This is a genomic window from Alkaliphilus pronyensis, assembly GCF_009017275.1.
Lineage (GTDB): Bacteria > Bacillota > Clostridia > Peptostreptococcales > Natronincolaceae > Alkaliphilus_C > Alkaliphilus_C pronyensis.
The window spans coordinates 1-16,692 of the sequence record NZ_WBZC01000027.1 but is presented as its reverse complement, the minus strand read 5'-3'; the positions used below and the strand labels follow the sequence as shown (position 1 = coordinate 16,692).

At 33.3% G+C, this 16,692-nt stretch carries 16 protein-coding genes and 2 tRNA genes; 10 read left to right on the top strand and 8 right to left on the bottom strand.

Translation table 11 applies throughout. The annotated features are described in order from the left end of the window. Positions 1-2 precede the first annotated feature (2 nt). On the top strand, positions 3-716 hold the full coding sequence (gene dapD / locus F8154_RS08585) for a 2,3,4,5-tetrahydropyridine-2,6-dicarboxylate N-acetyltransferase (protein ID WP_151861208.1): 714 nt from the start codon (positions 3-5) through the stop codon (positions 714-716). A 1-nt stretch (position 717) separates the two neighbouring features. Continuing rightward, positions 718-1,938 (top strand): aspartate kinase, encoded by a 1,221-nt coding sequence (locus tag F8154_RS08580; protein WP_151861207.1) that lies wholly within the window; start codon positions 718-720, stop codon positions 1,936-1,938. A 76-nt stretch (positions 1,939-2,014) separates the two neighbouring features. On the opposite strand, the gene F8154_RS08575 is transcribed toward F8154_RS08580, so the two are convergent. From F8154_RS08575 to F8154_RS08555, 5 genes are read right to left on the bottom strand one after another with little or no spacing between them, the layout of a single operon-like run. After that, on the bottom strand, positions 2,015-3,115 hold the full coding sequence (locus F8154_RS08575; RefSeq protein WP_151861206.1) for an NADH:ubiquinone reductase (Na(+)-transporting) subunit F: 1,101 nt from the start codon (positions 3,113-3,115) through the stop codon (positions 2,015-2,017). Positions 3,116-3,135: 20 nt separating this feature from the next. Then, positions 3,136-3,726, bottom strand: coding sequence for an NADH:ubiquinone reductase (Na(+)-transporting) subunit E (locus F8154_RS08570; RefSeq protein ID WP_151861205.1), 591 nt, complete (start codon positions 3,724-3,726; stop codon positions 3,136-3,138). Then, positions 3,726-4,376: an NADH:ubiquinone reductase (Na(+)-transporting) subunit D gene (locus F8154_RS08565; RefSeq protein ID WP_151861204.1), complete on the bottom strand. Its 651-nt coding sequence runs from the start codon at positions 4,374-4,376 to the stop codon at positions 3,726-3,728. Before F8154_RS08565 ends, F8154_RS08570 begins: the two co-directional genes overlap by 1 nt. Beyond that, positions 4,373-4,984, bottom strand: a complete 612-nt coding sequence (locus F8154_RS08560; protein WP_151861203.1) for an FMN-binding protein — start codon at positions 4,982-4,984, stop codon at positions 4,373-4,375. Before F8154_RS08560 ends, F8154_RS08565 begins: the two co-directional genes overlap by 4 nt. After that, positions 4,981-5,943 (bottom strand): RnfABCDGE type electron transport complex subunit D, encoded by a 963-nt coding sequence (locus tag F8154_RS08555; RefSeq protein WP_151861202.1) that lies wholly within the window; start codon positions 5,941-5,943, stop codon positions 4,981-4,983. Before F8154_RS08555 ends, F8154_RS08560 begins: the two co-directional genes overlap by 4 nt. A 208-nt stretch (positions 5,944-6,151) precedes the next feature. Here F8154_RS08555 and F8154_RS08550 point away from each other — a divergent pair. Both F8154_RS08550 and F8154_RS08545 read left to right on the top strand, forming a co-directional pair. Then, positions 6,152-6,227: transfer RNA gene (locus F8154_RS08550), tRNA-Val, on the top strand. 188 nt (positions 6,228-6,415) lie between these two features. After that, entirely contained in the window at positions 6,416-7,318 is a 903-nt protein-coding gene (locus tag F8154_RS08545) for a fumarylacetoacetate hydrolase family protein (RefSeq protein ID WP_330577865.1), read from the top strand. Between the two features lie 392 nt (positions 7,319-7,710). Here F8154_RS08545 and F8154_RS08540 read toward each other — a convergent pair whose 3' ends face one another. Next, complete coding sequence (locus F8154_RS08540) at positions 7,711-8,979, bottom strand: [Fe-Fe] hydrogenase large subunit C-terminal domain-containing protein (RefSeq protein WP_151861201.1); 1,269 nt, start codon at positions 8,977-8,979, stop codon at positions 7,711-7,713. A 301-nt stretch (positions 8,980-9,280) separates the two neighbouring features. Here F8154_RS08540 and pepF point away from each other — a divergent pair, with 301 nt between their 5' ends. From pepF to F8154_RS08520, 4 genes are all read left to right on the top strand, one after another. Further along, positions 9,281-11,095 (top strand): oligoendopeptidase F, encoded by a 1,815-nt coding sequence (gene pepF / locus F8154_RS08535; protein ID WP_151861200.1) that lies wholly within the window; start codon positions 9,281-9,283, stop codon positions 11,093-11,095. Positions 11,096-11,299: 204 nt separating this feature from the next. Beyond that, the gene (locus F8154_RS08530) at positions 11,300-11,926 is read left to right on the top strand and encodes a hypothetical protein (protein WP_151861199.1); all 627 of its coding nucleotides are present in this window, start codon (positions 11,300-11,302) and stop codon (positions 11,924-11,926) included. A gap of 43 nt (positions 11,927-11,969) precedes the next feature. Further along, positions 11,970-13,229 (top strand): sensor histidine kinase, encoded by a 1,260-nt coding sequence (locus F8154_RS08525; RefSeq protein WP_151861198.1) that lies wholly within the window; start codon positions 11,970-11,972, stop codon positions 13,227-13,229. Positions 13,230-13,242: 13 nt separating this feature from the next. Further along, entirely contained in the window at positions 13,243-14,142 is a 900-nt protein-coding gene (locus tag F8154_RS08520) for a response regulator (RefSeq protein ID WP_151861197.1), read from the top strand. A gap of 43 nt (positions 14,143-14,185) precedes the next feature. Here F8154_RS08520 and F8154_RS08515 read toward each other — a convergent pair whose 3' ends face one another. After that, positions 14,186-14,992: an NAD(+)/NADH kinase gene (locus F8154_RS08515; RefSeq protein ID WP_151861196.1), complete on the bottom strand. Its 807-nt coding sequence runs from the start codon at positions 14,990-14,992 to the stop codon at positions 14,186-14,188. 233 nt (positions 14,993-15,225) lie between these two features. Between F8154_RS08515 and F8154_RS08510 the strand changes: the two genes are divergently transcribed. Next, the gene (locus tag F8154_RS08510) at positions 15,226-16,143 is read left to right on the top strand and encodes an RluA family pseudouridine synthase (RefSeq protein WP_151861195.1); all 918 of its coding nucleotides are present in this window, start codon (positions 15,226-15,228) and stop codon (positions 16,141-16,143) included. Between the two features lie 128 nt (positions 16,144-16,271). Here F8154_RS08510 and F8154_RS08505 read toward each other — a convergent pair. Next, positions 16,272-16,347 (bottom strand) — tRNA-Ala (locus F8154_RS08505). Positions 16,348-16,512: 165 nt separating this feature from the next. Between F8154_RS08505 and F8154_RS08500 the strand changes: the two genes are divergently transcribed. Beyond that, on the top strand, positions 16,513-16,692 hold a 180-nt coding region (locus tag F8154_RS08500), incomplete at its 3' end, for a hypothetical protein (RefSeq protein WP_151861194.1).

The following is a 16,692-nucleotide window of genomic DNA, read 5'->3' as shown; positions in this document are numbered from 1 at the left end:
AAATGGATGCAAAAACTATAATAGAATACATTGGGAACAGTGAAAAGAAGACCCCAGTGAAGGTATACTTAAAGGGAAAAATTGATAAGATTAACTGGAATGGCTATCAGGTTAAAAATTTTGTTACAGACTCTACAGCTATTTTGTTTGGAGAATGGAAGGATGTAAATGTACTGCTACAGGAGAACAAAGAACTAATAGAGGATTTTGAAATTGAAAACGATAGAAGGAATTCTGCAATTCCAATGTTAGATATAAAAGATATTCAAGCTAGAATAGAACCAGGTGCATATATCCGAGAGAAGGTGGAAATAGGGAAAAATGCAGTTATTATGATGGGGGCAGTTATAAATATTGGTGCAGTCATTGGTGAAGGCACTATGATAGATATGAACGCCATTATAGGAGGAAGAGGCATTGTAGGAAAAAACTGTCATGTAGGGGCAGGAGCTGTAATAGCTGGAGTTATTGAACCTCCATCTGCAACTCCTGTGATTATAGAAGATAATGTTGTTATTGGTGCTAATGCTGTAATATTAGAGGGTGTAAAGGTAGGAAAAGGATCAGTTGTGGCTGCCGGGGCTATAGTTACTGAAGATGTTCCAGAAAATGTAGTGGTTGCAGGCACACCTGCAAAGGTCATAAAGGCAATTGATGAAAAAACGAAGTCAAAGACAGAAATTGTCGAGGTTCTTCGTAATTTAAAGGAAGCATAAGATGAATATTGTTGTACAGAAATACGGAGGTACCTCTGTAGCCTCAGTTGATAAAATTAAGGCTGTTGCTGATAAAATTATAAAGAAAAGCTCTGAAGGATATAGTGTTGTTGTTATAGTTTCTGCAATGGGAAAAACAACTGATGAGCTTTTGTCTTTGGCTAAAGAGGTTACCGATTCACCAGAACCAAGAGAAATGGATATGCTATTGACAACAGGAGAACAGATTACAATATCCCTGTTGTCAATGGCTCTAATCTCAAAGGGGTATTCAGCCATATCCTTTACTGGGCATCAATTAAATATTAAAACCACCTCACTACACCAAAAAGCACGTATTAAGGACATTAATACCTCAAGGGTTATAGATGCTTTAGAAGATAATAAAATAGTTGTTGTTGCAGGCTTTCAAGGTGTAAATGACAATTATGAATATACTACATTAGGTAGAGGAGGTAGCGATACCTCAGCAGTGGCATTGGCAGCTAAGCTAGGGGCAAAGTGTGAAATATATACTGATGTAGAGGGTATATATACAATGGACCCTAGAAAGCTTAAAATGGCCCGTAAAATAGATAAAATAAGCTACGAAGAAATGATGGAAATGGCAAGCTTAGGTGCAGGAGTAATGCATTATAGAGCTGTAGAACTGGCAAACAAATATAAAATACCTTTATATGTTGCTTCTACTTTTTCTGATGAAAGGGGCACCATGATAGAATTTGAGGGGGAAGATTCATTGGAAGAAACAATAATAACCGGTATGGCTTCAAGCCTAGATGATATACAAGTTACAGTATTAAACTTACCATCCTCCACAGGTAATCTTTATAGATTATTTGGACAACTGGCGGACAAGGAAGTAAATGTAGATATGATATCCCATATGATAACTGAAGCAGGGAAAATGTATGTGAGCTTTACTATACCTAAAGAGGATATTGCAATAGCTGAAGAGATTATTGGTAATTGGAAAAAGGAATATTCGGATATTAAATGGGAAATTAACAAAAGCATTGCAAAAATCTCTGTAGTAGGCTTAGGGATGAGAACCCACTCTGGGGTAGCTGCTAAGGTTTTTAAAGCTATGGACGACAATAATATTGAAATCAAAATGGTAACAACTTCGGAAATTAAAATATCATGGGTTGTTGATAGTCATTTTGAAGAAAAGGTAATCACTCTAGTTGGAAAAGCCTTTGGGCTGGTGTCAATAGAATAAAGAGTATAAGGGTTAAATTATATAAACCAAAACTAAAGACTAAGAAGATTATTGTAATCATCTTAGTCTTTAATGTTTAATCAAACTTATCATAGAAAATTTTATCTTCAGTAAAGCCCTTTAATAAAAGATTCTTTACGGTTGATTCTATCATAGGGGCACTACCACAAAGGTAAGCCTCACGATTTGGTGCTTCCTCTAAATAATCAGCTATAGCATCAGGTACTCTACCTGTGAAGCCATCCCAGTTATCTTCATCCTTTGGTCTAGATAGTGTAGGAATAAACTTGAAATCATAAAGCTCCCTTTCAAACATTTCCATTTCATCAAGCATAAAAAGGTCACTTTTGCTTCGGGCTCCAAAGAAAAATACAGCTTTTCTTTCTATACCCTTGTCAAGCATTTCCTGTAATATACTTCTAATGGGTGCCATTCCTGTACCTACAGCAACCATTACCATGTCAGAGTCAGAATTCTGTAGATAAAAATCACCATAGGGGCCATTAAAGGTTACATCGTCACCTTCAGATAAATGCTTATGGACATAGGTTGTTAATATTCCACCTTCAACGTAGCCTATAATCAAATCTATGTAATCCTTGTGCTTTGTAGATGATGCAATTGAATATGCTCTATATACCTCATCCTTGTTTCCTGGATATGGTGGTGAAGTCAATTGAAGGTATTGCCCAGCCTTAAAGGATATTTCTTGACCATCTGTAATCCTTAAACGTAAGAACTTAATTTTGTCGGTTAAATCCTTAGATATTTCAACAACACCTTTAAATTGCTTTACGTTAAACAATTCCTCTGGTATTTCTATTGCCATGTCTTCCTTAACCTTTATTTGACAGGAAAGTCTAACATTATTTCTTTGATCCTCTTCAGTTAAGTAAGAAAGCTCGGTAGCAAGAACTGGACCAGCACCACTATTTACCTTACATTTACAATAGCCACAGCTACCCTTGCCACCACAGGCGGAGGGTATAAAGATATTATTACCTACTAATGTAGAAAGCAGTGAGCTTCCACCCTCTACAATTAGCTCCTTATCATCATTAATGATAATCTTTTTTTCACCATAATTAGCTATATATACATCGGCAATTGTAAGGAGTAAAGCTAGTGTTGTTGCTATACCCGATATAACGCCTACTGTAATTAGTATAGTCATCATAGGGCTATTCCTCCCCTCGATTATTGTATTTTAACAATGCCTGAAAAGCCTATAAATGCCAAAGCCATTAACCCAGTTATTATTAGGGTTATTCCAGGACCCTGTAGACCCTTTGGAACTGGAGAATTTTTAATTTTTTGCCTTATACCTGACATAGCCAAGATTGCAAGAAGCCAACCAAGACCTGAGCCAACACCAAATGCCACTGCTTGAATAAAGGAATAGCTTCTAATTACCATAAACAGTGAAACACCAAGAATAGCACAGTTAACAGTAATTAAAGGTAGAAATATTCCCAATGAATAATAAAGGGTTGGTAAGTATCTTTCTACAATCATTTCAACCAGCTGTACAAAGGCAGCAATGGTTATAATAAACACTATAAAGCGTAGGTACTCAAGGTTAAAGGGTATTAAAACATAGTGATATACTAAATAGTTAATTATTGTAGTGCCTGTTAAAACAAAGGTTACAGCCTGACCTAAGCCTAAGGAGGTTTTAATCTCCTTTGAGACTGCAATAAATGAGCACATCCCTAGGAAATTACTAAGAATCATATTACTGGTAAAAATTGATGCTATTAAAATTACAAAGGGATTAATATCAGCCATCAATTAACACCTCCTACCTTTGCTGCTGCCGGTGAAAGCTTATCTTCATCAGGCTTCGGCACCAATGAGTTAGAAACCCAAATCAAAATAGCCAGCATAAAGAATGCTCCAGGGGGCATTATCATAAAGATCCAATTAGGCCACCAGGAACCAACAACCTGAAATCCAAATAGAGTTCCAAATCCTAGTAGCTCTCTAAAGAAGGCAATGGTTAATAAAACTATAGTATAACCAACACCAGTTGCAATTCCATCGAGAAAAGATGGTAGAGGAGAATTATTCTGAGCAAAGGATTCACAACGTCCCATAATAATACAATTCGTTATTATTAATCCCACATATGGTCCAAGGGCTTCACTCATGGTGGGATAATAAGCCTTTAGTATAATATCAACAATAATTACGTAGCCTGAAATAATAAGGGTTTGAACCATCATCCTAATATGTTTAGGGATATAGCTACGGATAATGGATACTGTCAAGCTAGAAAAAGAGGTTACGAAAACTAATCCAATGCCCATAACCAATGAGTTCAGCATAAGATTTGTTACAGCAAGGGCAGAGCAAATTCCTAGAATCTGTCTGAAAATTGGGTTGTCTTTAAAAATTGCCATAGTAAAAATATTGTTTACTTCCTTTAGCTTAATCAATTTTCCAACCCCTCCTTTACGTCATTAAGGATATTGTTTAGGTTATTATTTAAAATGTTTATAACAGCATTTGAGGTTCCAGTTGCTCCAGAAATAGTATCTATTTGTCCTCCTTGATTTGGCCTATAGACTAGGTAGTCTTCATCCTTAGTAATGTCTACTTCTATGCCTCTAAACTGCTCTTTAAACTGCAATTCATCTATTCTTCCACCTAAGCCCGGTGTTTCGCTATGGGAAAGGAAATCTACACCAACTATTTCACTAAAGTCGGTGGAAAGGGCAATAAAACCCTTTAATGTACCCCAAACAGCTTCACCCTCAAATGGAAATATATAACCTTCAATATTTCCATCTCTATAGCCTTCATAATATGTAATACCATTAGTTGTTTTTTCAATAATATTAGTTGAATATGTGGCGCTTACTTCAACTGCTGTTTTTTCTTGTATCGGTAGATCCAATACATATAAAAGTGATTTTTGCTGCTTTAATTCTTCATTAAGAAGTATTCTATCCTTCGTATATTCATTGATGATTGCAAGAACTCCTGTAAAAATTACAGATAAAACCAACATAAAAAGTATAGCTTTTATATTGAATTTCTTCATGTCGCCTTCACCTGCTTCCCATTCCTTGTCTTTAAGGTCTTAAACCCTACATCCAAAATTGGAGCAAAGGTATTCATTATTAGTACTGCAAACATAGCTCCTCCAACAAATATTCCAAATGCCCTTATTATTAGGGTGATTATACCAATAAGTAGTCCATATACAAGCTTTGCTTCTTTACCCTTCGGTGCTGTCACTGGTTCGGTTGCAAAGAACACAGCTACAAACAATATTCCTCCTGACAGTAGCCCGAACACAGGACCAGGATCACTTAAAACACCTGTAAGGTTTAAAATACTGCTTAATCCCACAAAGCCAACTATCGGTGAAATCATTAATCTCCAATCAGCAGCCTTAGTATAAATTAGTATTATAGCACCTATTAAAATTAGAAATCCACTTGTTTCACCTAAGGAACCTGAAACATTACCCCAAAATAGCTGATTTAAAGGAAGAGCCTCTCCAGTTTGCTTTAAGATGGTTAAAGGGGTCGAACTGGTTATGGCATCCACTGCTGGTGTCATATATTGAACTAACCCACCTGGGAATGATTCAGCTGCAACATTCCATTTAACTGTAAGATATTCTGGAAAACAAACATAGATAAAGGTTCTTGCCGCAAGGGCAGGATTAAATACATTGTGACCAAAGCCACCAAAGGCTTCTTTGGCGAAGGCAATTCCAAAAATAATACCTATTATTGCGACCCAGAGGGGAGTTGAAACCGGCAAAGTCAGTGTAAATAGTATAGAGGATACAACTACTGCCTCTGTAACTGGCTGTTTTCCCTTTCTTTTAAAGGCTGCCTCTGTTAAAAAGCCAAATAAGGTTACTACAGACATTAAAATAATAGTCCGCCAACCAAAGAAATAAATTGCTCCCACAATAATTGGAACTAGACTATATAGAACCCTACGCATAATAGGTTGATTCTTAAAAAATCTATCACCTGTCGGCATTCCCATGACCTCCTTATGTAAGTTATTTTAATCATAATATTCTATTACCCCCAAAATAGACTACCGAAACATACTGCAAATAAATGGTATAAATAATTTGTAGGTTTATTCGTTGCTATTGATGTATTGCTAAAGCCAACTAATAAATGTAGTTCTTGATTTAATTATAAAGAGATGTTATTATTAATTATATTTATATGTAGTTTAAGGGCAATTAACTCAGCTGGTAGAGTGCTTCCTTGACGTGGAAGAAGTCAGGGGTTCGAGTCCCTTATTGCCCACCAAAATATAATCATAATTGTCAGAGCTCGGCATCCTAGCGTATTAATAATACACCCTTTGCCGAGGTTTTTTGTTTTTTAACCCATATGACTAATGTGCATGCAGCTTGTAATTATTAAAAACATAAAGAAAACAGGCTAAGAGTATATAATACATAAGAGAAACAGCTAACAATAACAATATAATTGAGGTGATTGATATTAGATTTATAACTTTTGTAAAGGATAATATTGAAAGCATAGGGGTTTTAACGGAGGACAGTAATCTTATACTTGACTTATCAAACACAAAAGAGCTTAATCACTATGGTAACATGCTTAACTTTATTAAGAACTGTAAGGATGAAACCATTGGTTTAATAAACCATTATCTATGCAAAGCAAATGATAGTAAGCTTTTTGTTAAGAAAGAGGATGTAAAACTAATCAGTCCAATACCTACACCTTTGCGTAATATAATATGCCTCGGTCTTAACTATTATGATCATGCATTAGAATCGCAAAAATTCAAAGGAAATAGCTTCACCTTACCAGAAGCACCAGTGTATTTTAGTAAAATGGCATCAAATATAATTGCCTCAGAGGAAGCCATTAAAAGCCATCAGGAATTAACTAATCAATTAGACTATGAGGTAGAGTTAGCAGTAATTATAGGTAAGGAAGGTAGTAATATTTTAAAGGAAAGGGCAGAGGAGTACATTTTTGGCTATAGTATACTTAATGATATAACAGCTAGAGATTTACAAAAAAAGCATACCCAATGGCTAAAGGGTAAAAGCTTAGATACCTTCAGTATTATGGGGCCCTGCATAACCCATAAATCTAGTATTCCTTTTCCAGTTCATCTAAATATTCAATCTAGTGTAAACGGTGAGATAAGACAGAACTCTAATACAAGCAAGCTGATTTTTGATATACCCACTATAATTAGCGATTTATCCCAGGGTGTTACCCTAAGGGCAGGAGATATTATTGCTACTGGCACACCAGCAGGAGTTGGTATGGGCTTTCAGCCACCAAGGTTCCTAATGGCAGGAGATGAAGTAATCTGTAGTATAGAAAAAATTGGCTCAATAACAAACACAGTAATTTAGATAAAAAAAATGAAAGTTAAAAGTTGAGAGTTAAGAATTAAGAGTTAAGAATTAAGAATTAAGAGTTAAGAGTTAAGAGTTAAGAATTAAGAGTTAAGAGTTAAGAGTTAAGAGTTAAGAATTAAGAGTTAAGAATTAAAAATACAAAAATAAAAAAACCAGCAGATAAGCTGAATTACAGCATGTTTGCTGGTTTCAATTTTCAGTTATAATTTGCTATTTTTCACCTTTTACTTTTACTTTTTAAGGTTTTGCACTTATTCCCTATTCCCTATTCCATATTACCTATTACCTATTACCTATTCCATATTACCTATTACCTATTCCATATTCCTTGCTTTTATGGTTCAACATTCAACATTTCTTTATTTGCTTTTTAATCTTTAATTTTCTTACTCCCTGTCATCCTCATCTGTATTATCTTTTTCAGAGATATGCTTTTTTAAAAGAACTATACAGTCTTCTATTCCAGCATAACCTAAAACAATATCCTCTGCTAATGATCGACATCGGGGAGCACCACACGCACCACAATCAATATTAGGTAATGTTGGTAACACCTTTTCAATTTGCTCCATTTTTTTTATTGCCTCTGATAAATTATCAGCCAGCGTGCTAACCTGAATAGGCTTGAGGGATTCTGTTAATTGATATTCAGTAAAGGATTCTATTGCTTTGGCCTCATAGTTAAAGAAATCCTCTACAAGCTTTCTAATACGATTTCTAGAAACAAAAGAATTCTCTATTGTTAAGCTGCCACCCACACAGCCATTTGTACAGGCATGACATTCCAAGAAAACTAAGTCCCTAATTTTATGATATTCTATCTCTTCTAATACACTTATCACGTTTTGTATTCCATCAACAGCTAGATATTCCTTTAATCCAAGTGCTTGACTTTGCCCTCCTGTTCTTGCCCAACCAATACCTTTCCCTGAGGGGTAGAATTCTTCATGGGTAGCTTTATCTTTATCAAGATTTTTGCTTACTGATAAAAACACATCTCTAACAGAAAGGGTACCATTTACATGAGATTTTTTTATTCCAACTGGCTTCTGGAAACTAAATATTCTAGCAGGGCATGGTGTAATATAAAAGACACCAATTTCCTCATCACTTAATTTATGATTAGCCTTTACTTTTTCCCTAGCTAAATGGGCTGATATCTCTACAGGAGAGTCTATAGGCAATATATGCTCAATTAAACTAGGAAATCTAACTTGAATTAGTCTAACTATAGTAGGGCAAGCGGAGGATATAATAGGTCTTTTAAAGCCATTGTTAACCAGCTGCTTTGTGAAGCTTGTTATTATATCAGCACCCCTAGAGGTTTCAAAAAAATCATCAAACCCAAAGCTTAGTATACTGCGAATAATCTGAGAAGGTGTTATACCTTCAATGAACTGACCATATAAGACAGGGTCTATTAAAGCAATCTTATATTTATAATTATCAATAGAGTTTAAGCTGTCTGTAACACCAAATCTTGCACGGCGAGGACATACCTGTATACACTGACCACAGTTTATACATCTCTCTTTAATAATTCTTGACTGACCATTTTTAACCCTAATGGCTTCTGTTGGACAGTGTTTTATGCAATTAGTACATCCTACACACTTAGAGGGATCCAAAGCAATTGCATGGATTAATGAATGCATAATGAGTCCTCCCACAGATAATAATATATTTATTCTACTATATCAATTATACTACGAAATCACAAACAATTTAAAAAAAATATAAAAATATTAAAACAATTTAAAGAATCATGTTTGTATGCAAGTTATAAGGAGTATATATTAGAACAATAGAAAATAAGCTTAAAAACGAAACTAGTATATTATCTATTATAGGCAGATATGCCTTTTTTTTCTATGAAAATAGAGGAAAAAGAAGTTATATGTAAAATATATTTAATATACTATTATACATAACGAAAAAATGGAAGGTGGTAATTAGATGTCAGATAATCAATCAGCCTCAAAGAAGATACTTGACAGAGAAGATATTGACATTAAATACAAATGGAATATTGAAAAAATCTATAGCAGTGACGTCCTTTGGGAGGAGGATTTTGTAAAAGCAAAAAAGCTATCAAATGAGTTTGCAATGTATCAAGGAAGGCTTAAGGATATGCTTTATGAAGCATTGCAGCTATATGAAGAACTAATGCTTAAGGTTTCTAAACTGTATACCTACGCCAAGATGAGACGGGATGAAAACAATCTTAATCCAAAATATCAAGCATTAACCGACAGGGCTCAGGGCTTATTTATAGAGATTGAAAGTAAGGTATCTTTTCTTAATCCAGAATTATTGCAGATTGATGAAAAAACAATAGAAAGCTTAATAGCAAAGGAAAAAGGATTAATAAAATATAGGCAATTTATAATGGAAATATTAAGAAATAAGCCACATATATTATCAACTCAAGAGGAAAAGCTATTGGCACAAGCTGGAGATTTAGCAAATGCACCTGAAAATATATACGATATGCTTAATGATGCAGATATGAAATTTCCAGAAATAAAGGATGAAGAAGGAGAAACTGTAGAGTTAACAGCAGGGAATTTCACACATTTTATGGAAAACAAAGATAGAGAAGTTAGAAAAAATGCCTTCTATCAATTCTATAAAACCTATTTAGGCTATAAGAATACTTTAGCAGCCACCTTTACCTCTAATCTTAAAAAAGATGCATTTTATGCTAAAGCTAGAAATTATAACTCTTCACTAGAGGCTACATTATTTGAAAGCAACATACCAGTTGAGGTATATAATAAGCTAATAGAAGCTGTAAATGATAATTTAAGCCTAATGCATAGATATATGTCCCTTAGAAAGAAAATGCTAAAGGTAGAAGAATTACATATGTACGATATTTACACACCAATGGTTCAAGATATAGATATAAAAGTAACCTATGAGGATGCCAAGGACTTGGTGGTGAAGGGTCTTAATGCACTTGGAGAGGATTATTGTAATAAGCTAAAGCTTGGCTTCGAAAACCGTTGGGTGGACGTATACCAAAACAAAGGTAAGTCCAGCGGAGCCTATTCCTGGGGAACCTATGATTCATTTCCATTTATACTAATGAATTATAAAGATAATGTAGATAATTTATTTACATTAGCACATGAGATGGGACACTCACTACACAGCTATTATACAGCTTTAAATCAGCCATATATATATTCATCCTATAAGATTTTTGTAGCTGAAGTGGCATCAACTGTAAATGAAGCTTTACTTATTGACTATATGATAAAAAACAGTAGTGATGTAAAAAAGAAAATGTACTATATAAACTATTTCTTAGAGCAGTTTAGAACAACGATGTTTAGACAAACAATGTTTGCAGAGTTTGAAAAGATTACTCATGGATTAATAGCAGAAGGGGAAGCCTTAACGGCAGAAAGAATTAATGAAATATACTATCAATTAAATGTCAAGTACTATGGAAATGACATGATTATTGATAAAGAAATAGAAATAGAGTGGGGAAGAATACCACATTTTTACCGTAGCTTTTATGTTTATCAATATGCAACAGGCTTTTCTGCCGCAATGGCCCTTTCAAAGAAAATACTAGAAGAGGGTAAAGGTGCTGTAGAGCCATATATGCAATTTTTAAAGAGTGGTAGCATTGACTATCCAATCAACCTGCTAAAAAATGCAGGTGTAGATATGACAAGTAAAGAACCTGTAGAGTTAGCCTTAAAGGTTTTTGAGGGATTACTAGAGGAGATGGAAAATCTAGTAAGGTTACAATAGTATTTACCATAAAGAGTTTTTATGATATGCTTAAATCCAGCCGGTGTAGTTGTGTTAAGGCTGGATTTTATAGTTTATTTCCCTCCTTTTGATTAAATCGGCATATTTAGTTGGTGTAATAGTAAGCTTTATTACATACTTTTAACTATAGGTATTTAATTATTACTAATTCAAATATTTTAAATTAATCAAGAGGTGGTTTATATGATGAATAGCTTAATAGATTTAATAGATAAAAACAGTGTTGAGGAGTTGTTTGATACTAGCACCAATGAAATAAACTGGATTTGGTTAAATGAAGAGATTTTTACTGATATAATAAACAATGCTTCTAAGGCACAAGATTATAGTAATGATTATTCAAGCCTAACACTAGATAATATTAATAAGAATGCTTTTATAGAGTTAATAAGAAAAAAATTTAAAGCTATAGGGTGGATAGAGGTTAATCAAATATTATTTACTGAAATTGAAGAAAGCTTTATCCCAACTACTGATATTGAAACATTTGTTTTTGTTAGTAGAGGTTATTTTATAACTAGAATGAATAGGCTGACTGATGAACTGGAATGGGTTTACAAGGCTATGGCTATAGATACCTATCAGCAGTTATTACCTGAAGAAGAGCTTGAGGCCATCTATAATGAATACTTTTATAATAATTATATGCTATTAGAGGATCTAATTGTAAAGGGTGAGTACAAACTACATCAGGGAAAATGGCAATATAATAAAAAAAATAAAACACTTATCTTTTATAAGAATAATAAGCAACGTAAGCAATGGGCAGAGGGCAGTACTATATCCATATACAATGAGCTTAATCGTTAAACTATAACAGTAAGTCCTCTAAATATTCTAAGGGAGGGGTAATTTGAGGAACTCAAAACTAAAGCAGATATTTTCTGTCTGCTTCATTACAACCTTTATGGGACAAATTTATTTAAATCCCTTCAGCAGTGATTTTCGATTTTCCTTAAGCGTTGTTGCTTTCTCACTATTTATTTTTTGGTATAAAGAGCTTAGTATAGTTCCAACCTCATTTATTGTTGGTGTATTCTTATTTATCTTCAGAGTATTTATTGAGTTTGTTCAAAATCCTAACACAAGCAATGCATACAATTTAGCCATAACTCATTTTCCTGTTATAATATACTATACATTCTTTGGCATTTTTTTAAGTATTTCTGGCTATAGACTATTACATGAAAAAAAGTTTATGTTTATACTATTACTAACAATGTCTGATGGCTTGTCAAATATTATTGAGTTACTAATAAGAATGGAGGCTCTACATAATTTTACAATAGTTTTTTTTGTAGGGCTATTAAGAAGCTTCATTACCATCCTCATAATTGAGGTGATTAAGTACTATGAAATGCTACTTGTCAAAGAACAGCACGAGGAAAGATATAAACAGCTGGTGCTGCTGACATCAAATCTGAGGTCAGAGGTGTTCTTTTTAAAAAAGTCTATGGATGATATAGAAAATGCAATGAATAAGAGCTACCAGCTGTATAAGGAGATTAAGCAGTCAGAGGAAAACAGTGAAATGAGCTTTAAAGCATTATCAATATCAAGGGATATACACGAAATTAAAAAGGATTATTTAAGATTAACGGCAGGGCTAGAAAATATTCTGCCTAAAATTAGCCAACACGAAGGCATGCTGCTTAAGGATATGTTTAGTATAATTGAATCAAGCTATGATAAAAATAGTGTAATAATTAAAAAAAATATAACTATAGAATACCATTGCAGTGGAAACATAATGGTGAACAAGTCCTATGAATTAATATCAATTATTAATAATTTACTAGTGAATTCAATAGAAGCCATATCAGATAAAGGATATGTTAAAATAAAGGGGGAAGTTAATGGACAAGATTTAGTGATTTCTGTAATGGATAATGGAGAAGGTATATTACCACAGAATTACACTGTAATTTTTGAACCAGGCTTTACCACTAAGTTTGATGAAAGCACGGGTAAAATGAGCTCAGGAATAGGATTAACCCATGTAGCTTACTTAGTAGTAAACCAATTTAAGGGGAAAATAGAGGTTAACACAGAAAACAACAACAATCAATTTAATACAAGCTTTACAGTCTATATACCAATAAGTAATTTATAATGGGGGAAAGCTTATGGATATTAGTATTTATATTATAGACGACGATATAAGTATAAGGGAAATTTTAAAGAACATTATACTTTCTTGTAGGCTAGGTAACATTGTTGGTGAAAGCGAAGAGGGGGAAGATGGACTCAATAAGATTTGCTTATGTAGACCTAATATTGTGATAGTGGACCTACTTCTACCAACTTTAGATGGTATAGAGCTGGTGGAAAAGGCCAGGGAAATAAACCCTAATACTCTATTTGTAATGATATCACAGGTTAACTCAAAGGATATGATAGCAAAGGCATATGAAGGTGGAATTGAATATTTTATTAATAAGCCTATAAATGTAAATGAAGTTGAATCTGTTATGAAAAAGGTTATAGAAAAGCATAAGCTAACAGAAGCCGTTAGACATTTTGAAAGTGGTTTTAAGCTATTGAAGGATATGAATAGTAATCTATCTAGCCAAAACAATAGGCAAGACATAAAGGAGTCTGTAAAGCTTATTTTATCTCAGATAGGCATATTAGGAGAAGCTGGAAGCAAAGATATAATAGAGATAGTACATATGCTATCAATAAGTAGATTACAAAAAAATGAAAGATTATCTAGATATAAAACATCTGATATTTATAAATTGCTATGTCAACACTATTCTACTGGTTATAACCAAGTTGAATGCAGTGATAAAGCCATTGAGCAAAGGGTCAGAAGGGCCATAGGTAAAGCAATAAAAAACGTAGCCAGCTTAGGCTTAGAGGATTATGGTGATTTAACCTTTACAACCTATGCAAATACACTATTTGATTTTCAAGAAGTAAGAATAGAAATGGATTATCTAAAGGGAAAAAGCAAGTATCATGGCAAAATTAATGTAAAAAAATTTTTAGAGGGTATAATTCTATTTGCAAATCAGGTATAAAAATAAAGCAAAGCCCCATTAGTGTAACCTAAAGGGGCTTTTCCTATAAAAACTTATCAATAACCTTTTCCCAAAACTCGTAATCCTTTAATCTAAGCATCTTAATATTTAATTCAGATAGCTTAAGAGATATTTCAGTTATGCTACTATACCTGTATTCCATTCCATCACTTACAATTACTATTGAGTCTTCAAACCTATATTCTGGATTAACCTTTATTGTAGCATCATGGGGTAATACAACACTTGAGGTAAATGATCTATACGCATTTGTGTTAATTGGAGCAAGTGGGGTTACCTGCAAAACATTTAATCTGGGATCAATAATGCTACCGCCAATTGAGTAATTATAAGCAGTACTTCCTGTAGAGGTTGATACCAAAATGCCATCTCCACTAAATCTTTGTATTAATTGATCATCAACTGAAATATCTAAATGAATAGTCCTAGATTTATCACCTTTAATTACTATTTCATTTAATCCAAAGGAGTTAATACAATCATTTCTGGTGCAAATAACAGCCTCTACGGGGTTTATATTATGTATAAAATAATCTCCCTTCACGTAACGTTCAATAAAGCTATCTATTTCTTCAGGATTTATTTCAGCTAAAAAACCTAGATGCCCTGTATTAATTCCCAAAATAGGTATATCAGGGAAGCTATATTGGTGCAATGCCCTTAAGAAGGAACCATCTCCACCTATACATATAACCAGCTCTGCTGTGTAGTCAAAAACATCACATACATAATAGCCTAATTCATTTAGTTTTTCCTTAAGATATTTAAAGGTTTCAACAGAAAAGCTTGAATCATTATAAACAATGTTAATTGCCTTATTAAAATCCATAGAGACTCTCCTTTAATACATTTAATTACTTATATAATTAAATATTACTGTTGGGCTTTGATTAAAATGTCTGTAATTTAGATACCCTATTATTATATATACCACAGATTATCAATTTTTAAAACTAACTAATTTCTTTGTAGCAGGTTTTTAATAATATATTTATTAATATATATTGATATACTAAAAATTTCATAATATAATAGCAATGCATAAGAAGAAGAGGTGAAAAGATGCTACTTAAAGACAAGGAAACTGAAACCATAATGGTATATGAAGTAGAACAGGAAGATGAGGGACAACCAATAAAGCAAGTTCTAAAAAAGAAATTAGATTTTTCAAGTAGGCTATTAACAAAGCTAAAAAAAGAAAAAAAGGTTTTTATTAATAACTCATATGCAAAGTATCATGAAATATTAAGGGAGAAGGATATTATAAAAATTGATATGGAGGAAGAAGATAATCAATTTATCCCACAGGATATTCAGTTTAACATTGTATATGAAGATGTTGATTTAATATTAATTAATAAACAACCAGGGATAGTTTCCCATCCTACAAAAAGTCACTCTGATTATACTATTGCCAATGCAGCCGCCTATTATCTACAGAAAAATAAAAAAAAATGCAGAATACGATTTGTTAATCGATTAGATATGGATACATCAGGTCTTTTAATTATTGCAAAGAATCCATATACCCATCATGTAATGTCTCAAATGATGCTAAAGGATAAAATTCAAAAAAAATATATAACCTTTGTAGAGGGAATTGTTAATAAGGATGAAGGCATAATAGAAGAGCCAATTTATAGACCAACAGATGATTCTATAAAAAGAATTGTTGATAAACGGGGTCAATATTCTTTAACTAAGTATAGGGTAATTAATAGATATAAAACAGCAACTAAGCTGGAGGTGGAGTTATTAACAGGTAGAACCCATCAAATTAGAGTTCACTTAAGCCATATAGGACATAGGATTATAGGAGATACCTTATATGGTAAGAGTGAAGATCAGCCTATAGATAGACAAGCATTACATGCTGCATACTTGAAATTTTATCAACCAAGACACAAAAACCAGCTGGAGGTAACAGCTGATTTGCCTACAGATTTAATTGATTTAGAAGACTTATTAAAAATTAAGTAAACTTAGTTTCGACTATTTAAGAGACTGTAACAGGTCAGAACATTAGACTATAGTGATACCTTTACACCCCCAAAAAGGCAAAAAACAAACAGGGCATAAAAACCCTGTTTTCTTGTATTTTTCAATACTGGTGGAGCATAGCGGACTTGAACCGCTGACCTCTTGACTGCCAGTCAAGCGTTCTCCCAGCTGAACTAATGCCCCTTACAACTTCATTACCTGCAGATATTATAATACACATTTTAAGTTTTGTAAATAATTATTATTAACTCATTTAAGCAAAAGGATGTAAAGAAAGACATAAAACTGAGGCAAACAGTGGGTGTAGAGCATACAATGTATTAATTATTATAATTAGGAGTGTGTGCTATGCCTCAAATTGATTGGATAACAACTGAATACTTAGCGACCTTTTATGGGGCTGTTTTTATTACGAATCTTATCACCCACTTTATAAAGGACTATATGCCAGATGCCTTAGATAAGAAAATTACAACCTTGTTTGTAGCTATTATTGCTACTGTAGCTGTTTATGGTAAGATTAAATTA